The following is a 7,038-nucleotide window of genomic DNA, read 5'->3' as shown; positions in this document are numbered from 1 at the left end:
CTTTCGAAATTCAGGATAATTTCTATTGTGTACGCTTACAAAAATATATTGTAAAATGCATACTACCATGGTAGTATGCATTTAGAGACAGAAAAGCACATGACAGAAAAAGAGAGGGGAATACCATTGAAGAAGGCAAAGTGGGTCGCAAGCATGCTGGTGTTGGCAAGCTTATTGGTGTTGTCCGCTTGCTCTGGCGGCAATGGTGAAAGCGGTGCCAATGGCTCCGGTGACACTTCCGTCGGCGGGGATGGGAAACAAGGAGGTCAAGACGTCAAAGTTGTAAGCGTTTCTAACGATGAAGGCAGCTTTGTGGAAGGATTGGACAAAGTAAGCGAAGCGTTGAAAGCATACGGATACAGCCTTGATGTCAATACGTATGCGGATACGACCGCCTATCAGTCCACGCTTCGCGCAACGTTGAGCTCTCCGGATTCGCCCGGTATGTTCAAATGGTGGTCCGGCTACCGGATGGAATCGCTCGTCAAAGAAAACCTGCTGGCGGATTTGACGGAAGCATGGGAGACGTACAAGGAGAAAGGCGTGAACGCGGACCTGGCGAATGCGTTCACCTTCGACGGCAAAGTGTACGGACTCCCGCTCGCCGTGAACTACTGGCAAGTGTTCTACAACAAGAAGGTGTTCGAAGCCAACAATTTGCAAGTGCCGACGACGTGGGAAGAATTCCTTCAAGTGGCCGAGACGCTGAAAAAGAGCGGAATCAGCCCGATCGCCCAGACAGCCGACGGCAGATGGCCGGGATTCATCTGGTTCGAAGAGCTCATGATCAAGTACGATCCGGACTTGTACGTCGATCTGCTGGAAGGCCGCGCAAAGTATACGGATGAAAGAGTCGTCGAAGTGATGGAAATCTGGAAATCGCTTTACGACAAAGGTTATTTCTCCGAACCGCTGAACTGGCAAAACACGATGGCCTCGGAGTTTGCGAACGGCAACGTGGGCATGTTCGTCATGGGCGACTGGTACAACGGTGTCCTGATGGGGCAAGGCCTGAAGCCTGGCGAAGATTATGGCGCGTTCATCCTGCCGCCGATTCGGCCGGAAGCGGGCAACAACATCATTTTCGAGACGGGCGCGCTGCTCATTTCGGAACACAGTAAGGATCGGGACAACGCGATCGAAGCTTCCAAGCATCTGTTCGAAACCGACGTAAGCGGCACGTGGACGTCGACGATCGGAGTCGCGCCGCTTGTGCCGGGCGTGCAATCCGATAATTCGGTGATCAACGATATTATGAAAGAAGTGGACGAGAAGGATTATCGCCTGCTGCCCCGCTATTGGGAAGGCACGCCGACGGAAATTTGCGAATATGCGGTGGACCAATTTGTCCGCTTCATGTTCAATCCGGACGAATACAAAAATGTGCTGGAGACGATCGAAGCGAAGGCCAGCAGCTATTGGAGCAGCAGGTAGGCCGTACGGCATGTCAAGGAGGGAAGGCGGTACGCAGCTACCGCCTTTTCAGGCAGATTAAAGTGTGGGGTGAAAGACGATGTCCAAGCTGAAAAAAATATTTCCCTATCTATACGTTCTCCCCGCAGCGTCCTTCATTACGGTTCTGTTCCTGTACTCGGCCGTGTTTACACTGTATATCAGTTTTACGAATTGGAAAGGGTACGGACAAGCGGAATGGGTGGGGCTCGCCAACTATATCCGGTTTTTTCAAGACCCCGTGCTGCTCACCTCGTTTACGAATACGATTCTGTGGGTCGTGGCAACGCTGCTGATACCCGTCGGTTTGGGACTGATCTTGAGCGTCGTTCTCCAGAATATGTGGGGGCATGCGGTTTTTAAAAACATTTTCTACCTGCCTTACGGCATATCGTTGACGATTACCGCGATCATATGGGGATTTCTGTTCTCCCCGCTCGGCATCAATTCGCTGCTCGCAGAGTTGGGCATTCATTGGAAAGTGGATTGGCTGAATACGCCGCCCTACAACACGTACAGCATGATTATGGCGTCGATATGGCAGAGCACGGGGACGAACATGATTCTTTTCCTCGTCGGCTTGCAGTCTCTGCCGAAAGACCCGTTCGAAGCGGCGATGATCGACGGTGCCTCCCGGTTCCGGACGTTTATCTCCGTTACGGTTCCGCTGCTGAAGCCTTACACTATCGTGGTGGCGGGCATGGCGCTGGTCAACAGCTTTAAAGTGTTCGACATTATTTGGGTCATGACGCAGGGCGGACCTTATCGTTCCTCGGAAACGCTGGCCGTAACGATGTACAGGGAATCGTTCGTTCTCGCCAACATGGGGCAAGGGTCCGCAGTATCGATGATATTGACCGTGATGGTATTTCTGTTCTCGTGGCTGTACCTCAGGAAAACGATCCAAAAAGGGGAGGATGCATGATGACACGGGCGATTCGCAAAACGTTCGTTCAAGCTTCCGTTGTCCTCTTGGCCTTATTGTGGGTCGCTCCTGTTTTGATCGTCATCATCAATGCGGCGAAGTCGACAAAAGAATTTCGGCAGTCCAAGTTCTGGGAATTGCCGGCGGATTGGGCGATCGTGGACAACATCGAGCAGGTGCTGTTCCGCACGGACCTTGGCAGGGGCTTCGTCAACAGTATCGTGTACGGCTGTCTCGGCGCCGGGTTCGCGATCGCGCTGGCTGCGCTGGCCGCTTTCGCTCTGACGAATCTCAAGATTAAGGGCGCCTTCTATTGGTTTTTGCTTATTTACAGCGGGACGCTGTTCCCGTTTCAGATGTACTTGATCCCGCTGTTCAAGATGTATTCGGGCATCAACTTATACAATTCGATGTTGGGATTAACGTTGTTTTACATCGGCATATGCATACCGTTCTGCTTGTTCGTCCTGCGGAATTATTATATGACCTTTCCCAAAGATTATGTTAACGCGGCTCAACTGGACGGATGCAGCGATTTTCAGACGTTTCTGTATTTGTTCGTTCCGCAGTCGCTGCCGCCGTTTTTCGTCCTGTTCCTGCTGCAATTCACGTGGATTTGGAACGACCTGATCTTCGGGCTCGTGCTGTCGCGCGACGAAGAGGTCCGGCCCGTCATGGCCAGCCTGGCGCAGATGACCGGGATGTATTCGGGCACCGGGATGCCGACGCTGCTCATGGGCGCCCTGATCGCATCGCTGCCGACACTGCTGCTGTTCTTCGGCCTTCAGCGCTCTTTCATGCAGGGACTGGCGATCAATGTGAAGGACTGAATCAATGGGGGTGATTGCGATGATGTACAGGAAACAGAGGAACTATGGATGCCGGATTCACGACCGGTATGAGTGGGACGGCATGCGGGTCGTCATCATGGAAAATGAAAAAGTGCGGGTCGGCATTCTCCCGGACAAAGGCGCCGAAATCTTCGAGTTTCTGTATAAACCGATGGATTTGGACGTCATGTGGCTCAGCCCGAACGGGGTGCAAAATCCGCATCGGTATCCGGGAGCGTATGCCGATCCCTCCACCAATTTCGTCGACTATTACACCGGCGGATGGCAGGAGGTGTTTCCGAACGGCGGACCGCCCAGCCGCATGAAGGGCGCTTATTTCGGCCAGCACGGCGAAGTGAGCCAGGCGCCTTGGGACTATGCGATTCTGTGCGACGAACCGGAGCGGATCGAGGTCGCTTTTACGGTGTACACCCGGAAGTATCCTTTTCGCCTTCGGAAAGTATTGAGGCTGGACAAGAATTCCGGCAAGCTGTTCATCCGGGAGGAAGCCGAAAATTTATCACAGGCGGAGCTGCCTGCGATGTGGGGCCATCATATCGTGTTCGGGCCTCCGTTTCTGGAGCCGGATTGCATCATTCGGCTGCCGGGGCAGCCGGTCATCATCCCGCATGACGAACCGATCAGCCGCACCGGCAGAAGAGTCGGCGGCACGGCAGTCAGACATTGGCCCTATGCAGACGGACCAAATCATGAAAAAATAGATTTTAGCCGCATTCCACCGCCGGGAACGAAGAGCGAGATGCTGTATATCGGCAATCTGCAAGAGGGTGCCTACACCCTGACCAATCCACGGATCGGAGCGCAGGTGACCGTGACGTGGGATCATATGACTTTTCCGTATTTATGGTACTGGCAAGAGTATGGCGACAATATGGACTATCCATGGTACGGGAGAACGTACAACATCGGGTTGGAGCCTTTCTCCAGCATGCCCACTAACGGTCTTCAGACGGCCGCGGATCGTGGCACAACGCTTCTGTTTCGAGCACAGGAGATCAAACGTTTCGAACTGACTTTCGAGGTTGGTGAAAGCAAAGAATAAGGGAGTGGGTGAGAAACCATGAGGGAAAGAACGCAACGATCCATGGATGCGTCGAACGTCAAACATTCGGTGTATACCGAGATTCGGGAAGCGATCATCCACGCCAGACTGGAGCCGGGACAACGGCTTTCCGAGGCGGACCTTGCGGTCAAGATGAATGTCAGCAGAACGCCGGTGCGCGAAGCATTCATCAGTTTGAGCAAAGAAGGTCTCGTGGAAATTTTGCCTCAGCGGGGGACATTCGTGACGAAGATCGATCTGGAGGACGTGCGTCAATCCACGTTCATCCGGGAGTCTCTGGAAATTTCCGTGCTGGGCGAACTCATCAAGATGATTACGCCGGAACAGATCGCACGGCTGAAAGAAAACGTAGCCGAGCAGGAGAAGAGCCACCAGCGAAACGATTACATTCGCTTCTATGAGCTGGATGAGGAATTTCATCGCTCCCTGGCGGAGATGAGCGGCCACGGCAAGGTATGGGACATTATCAAAGAGATCAAAGTCCAGATGGATCGTGTCCGCCTGCTCAGCTTGCCGATTCCTTCCCGAATCGCGGAACTGATCCGGCAGCATTTCGCGATCATTCAGGCGCTGGAAGAAAGGAACGCAGACAAAGCTCGGGAAACGATGGTCCTTCATCTCCAGTACGTGACCAAACCATCGGAAGTACAGGAAAAATATAAAGATTATTTTATCACCTAAATCGTTAACGGAGGAGACCGCTGAGATGGATGTAACGGGAAAAGTGGCATTGGTGACGGGAGCCGGCAAAGGCATCGGCAAAGCATCGGCGATTCGGCTGGCCCAGTACGGAGCCAAAGTTGCTGTGGCGGGCATCGGTCCGGACGATCTAAAGGACACCGCAACGGAAATCGCCCGGCTGGGCGGCGAAGCCATCGCCATTGAGATGGATGTTACGCGGGAAGATCAGGTCAAACAGGCCGTGTGCAAGGTCGCGGAACGTTACGGCGGCATCGATATTCTCGTGAATTGCGCAGGCATCCAGCGATACGGAACGGTCGTCGAAACGTCGGAAGAGCTGTGGGACGAGGTGTTGAACACGAATCTGAAAGGGGTATTTCTCACTTCCAAGCACGTCATTCCGGAAATGAGAAAACGGCAGGGCGGATCGATCGTCAACATTTCTTCGATTCAGGCATTCGTAACCCAGAAGCAAGTGGCCGCCTACACCGCGAGCAAAGGGACAATCAACGCGCTCACCCGTGCCATGGCGGTCGATCATGCCGATGAAAACATCCGCGTGAACGTCATATGTCCGGCTTCCGTCGACACGCCCATGCTGCGATGGGCAGCCGACCTGTTCAGCGACGATGTGGAAGGCACGGTGCGGTCGTGGGGGCGGATGCACCCGATCGGCAGAGTGGCCCGTCCGGAGGAAATTGCGGATGCGGTCGTCTTTTTGGCCAGTTCTGCTTCTTCGTTCATGACAGGCAGCGAACTGAAAGTGGACGGAGGGTTATCTTCGGCGGCGGCCGTGGCATTGCCTGAGTAAGCAAGAGATGAAGGGAGGAGAACCTTGATGAAAATAACGGATATTAAAGCAACCACGGTAACGGTTCCTCTGGAAGCGCCGCTCAGACACGCCAACGGAGCGCATTGGGGACGATTCGTACGCACGATCGTCCAGGTGGAGACCGATGAAGGGATTGTCGGGCTCGGCGAGATGGGGGGCGGCGGAGAAAGCGCGGAGGCGGCCTTCCACGGCATGAAAACCTATTTGGTCGGCCACGATCCGTTCGAGCTCGAACAGATGCGCTTCAAAATTTGCAACCCGACGGCGAGCCTGTACAATAACCGCACGCAAATCCATGCGGCGTTGGAATTTGCCTGCCTCGACATTATCGGGAAGAAGTTGGGCGTTCCGGTGTATCAGCTGCTGGGCGGCAAAATCCGGGATGAAGTTGCTTTCGCGAGCTATTTGTTTTTCCGTTACCCGAACGCGAAGACCGGCGAGGGCGAAGTGCGGACGCCGGAGCAATTGGTGGCGCATTTGCGGGATTTGAAAGCGAAGTACGGCTTTCAGACCCACAAGCTCAAGGGAGGCGTATTCCATCCGCGATACGAGCTGGAATGTTTCCTGGCCATGGCCGAAGTGTTCCCGGAGGACAAATACCGGTACGACCCGAACGCGGCCCTGTCCGTGGAGGAAAGCATCCGCTTCGCCAAACAGATCGAGCATGTGAACAACGATTATTTTGAAGATCCGACATGGGGCCTGAACGGCATGCGGCAAGTGCGGGAGAAAATCGGGATCCCGACGGCCACGAACACCGTTGTCGTCAATTTCGAGCAGCTGTCCGCCAATGTGCTGAATCCCGCCGTGGACGTCATTTTGCTGGATACGACGTTCTGGGGCGGCATCCGCCCCTGCATCAAAGCGGCAGGCGTGTGCGAGACGTTCCAGCTGGGCGTGTCCGTTCACTCTTCCGGAGAGCTCGGCATTCAGCTGGCGACGATGCTTCATCTCGGCGCGGTCCTCCCGAATCTGTCGTTTGCCGCGGACGCCCATTATCACCAGCTTGAGGACGACATTATCAAGGGAGGCAAATTCCAGTATCGGGACGGCAAAATCCGGGTGCCCGACGGTGTCGGACTCGGGGTGGAGCTCGATGAGGACAAATTGAAGGAGTACGCGGAATTGTACCGGGAGCTTGGCAATTATACGTACGATAAAGATCCGCACCGTCCCGACTGGTTCCCGGTCGTGCCGAACGAGCGCTGGGCCGACCCGGCAGCGAGCTTCTGAC

At 54.5% G+C, this 7,038-nt stretch carries 7 protein-coding genes; all 7 read left to right on the top strand.

The window, feature by feature from the left end:
* The first annotated feature begins 312 nt into the window (after positions 1 to 312).
* Positions 313 to 1,434: an ABC transporter substrate-binding protein gene (locus ABEV74_RS19505; RefSeq protein WP_430148671.1), complete on the top strand. Its 1,122-nt coding sequence runs from the start codon at positions 313 to 315 to the stop codon at positions 1,432 to 1,434.
* Positions 1,435 to 1,513: 79 nt separating this feature from the next.
* Positions 1,514 to 2,377: a carbohydrate ABC transporter permease gene (locus tag ABEV74_RS19500; RefSeq protein WP_062489350.1), complete on the top strand. Its 864-nt coding sequence runs from the start codon at positions 1,514 to 1,516 to the stop codon at positions 2,375 to 2,377.
* Positions 2,374 to 3,207 carry a carbohydrate ABC transporter permease gene (locus tag ABEV74_RS19495; protein ID WP_235593311.1) on the top strand — a complete coding sequence of 278 codons (834 nt, stop codon included), beginning with the start codon at positions 2,374 to 2,376 and terminating at the stop codon, positions 3,205 to 3,207. The genes ABEV74_RS19500 and ABEV74_RS19495 overlap by 4 nt, the downstream gene beginning before the upstream one ends.
* Before the next feature lie 19 nt (positions 3,208 to 3,226).
* Complete coding sequence (locus ABEV74_RS19490; RefSeq protein ID WP_430148667.1) at positions 3,227 to 4,270, top strand: DUF4432 family protein; 1,044 nt, start codon at positions 3,227 to 3,229, stop codon at positions 4,268 to 4,270.
* An 18-nt stretch (positions 4,271 to 4,288) separates the two neighbouring features.
* Positions 4,289 to 4,972, top strand: a complete 684-nt coding sequence (locus ABEV74_RS19485) for a GntR family transcriptional regulator (RefSeq protein WP_430148665.1) — start codon at positions 4,289 to 4,291, stop codon at positions 4,970 to 4,972.
* A 25-nt stretch (positions 4,973 to 4,997) separates the two neighbouring features.
* Positions 4,998 to 5,783: an SDR family NAD(P)-dependent oxidoreductase gene (locus ABEV74_RS19480; protein WP_430148662.1), complete on the top strand. Its 786-nt coding sequence runs from the start codon at positions 4,998 to 5,000 to the stop codon at positions 5,781 to 5,783.
* A gap of 27 nt (positions 5,784 to 5,810) precedes the next feature.
* Entirely contained in the window at positions 5,811 to 7,037 is a 1,227-nt protein-coding gene (locus tag ABEV74_RS19475) for an enolase C-terminal domain-like protein (RefSeq protein WP_430148659.1), read from the top strand.
* The last annotated feature ends 1 nt before the right edge of the window (position 7,038 follow it).

The organism is Paenibacillus cisolokensis, from assembly GCF_050481165.1.
Lineage (GTDB): Bacteria > Bacillota > Bacilli > Paenibacillales > Paenibacillaceae > Paenibacillus_AH > Paenibacillus_AH cisolokensis.
Note: the sequence above shows the minus strand (reverse complement) of the source record. Positions and strands in the feature narration are given on the sequence as shown.

What these genes read in the sequence shown, in the direction of transcription:
- ABEV74_RS19500 (WP_062489350.1), top strand. Translation starts at nt 1,514, where the DNA reads ATGTCCAAGCTGAAAAAAATATTTCCCTATCTATACGTTCTCCCCGCA.
- ABEV74_RS19495 (WP_235593311.1), top strand. Translation starts at nt 2,374, where the DNA reads ATGATGACACGGGCGATTCGCAAAACGTTCGTTCAAGCTTCCGTTGTC.
- ABEV74_RS19490 (WP_430148667.1), top strand. Translation starts at nt 3,227, where the DNA reads ATGATGTACAGGAAACAGAGGAACTATGGATGCCGGATTCACGACCGG.
- ABEV74_RS19485 (WP_430148665.1), top strand. Translation starts at nt 4,289, where the DNA reads ATGAGGGAAAGAACGCAACGATCCATGGATGCGTCGAACGTCAAACAT.
- ABEV74_RS19480 (WP_430148662.1), top strand. Translation starts at nt 4,998, where the DNA reads ATGGATGTAACGGGAAAAGTGGCATTGGTGACGGGAGCCGGCAAAGGC.
- ABEV74_RS19475 (WP_430148659.1), top strand. Translation starts at nt 5,811, where the DNA reads ATGAAAATAACGGATATTAAAGCAACCACGGTAACGGTTCCTCTGGAA.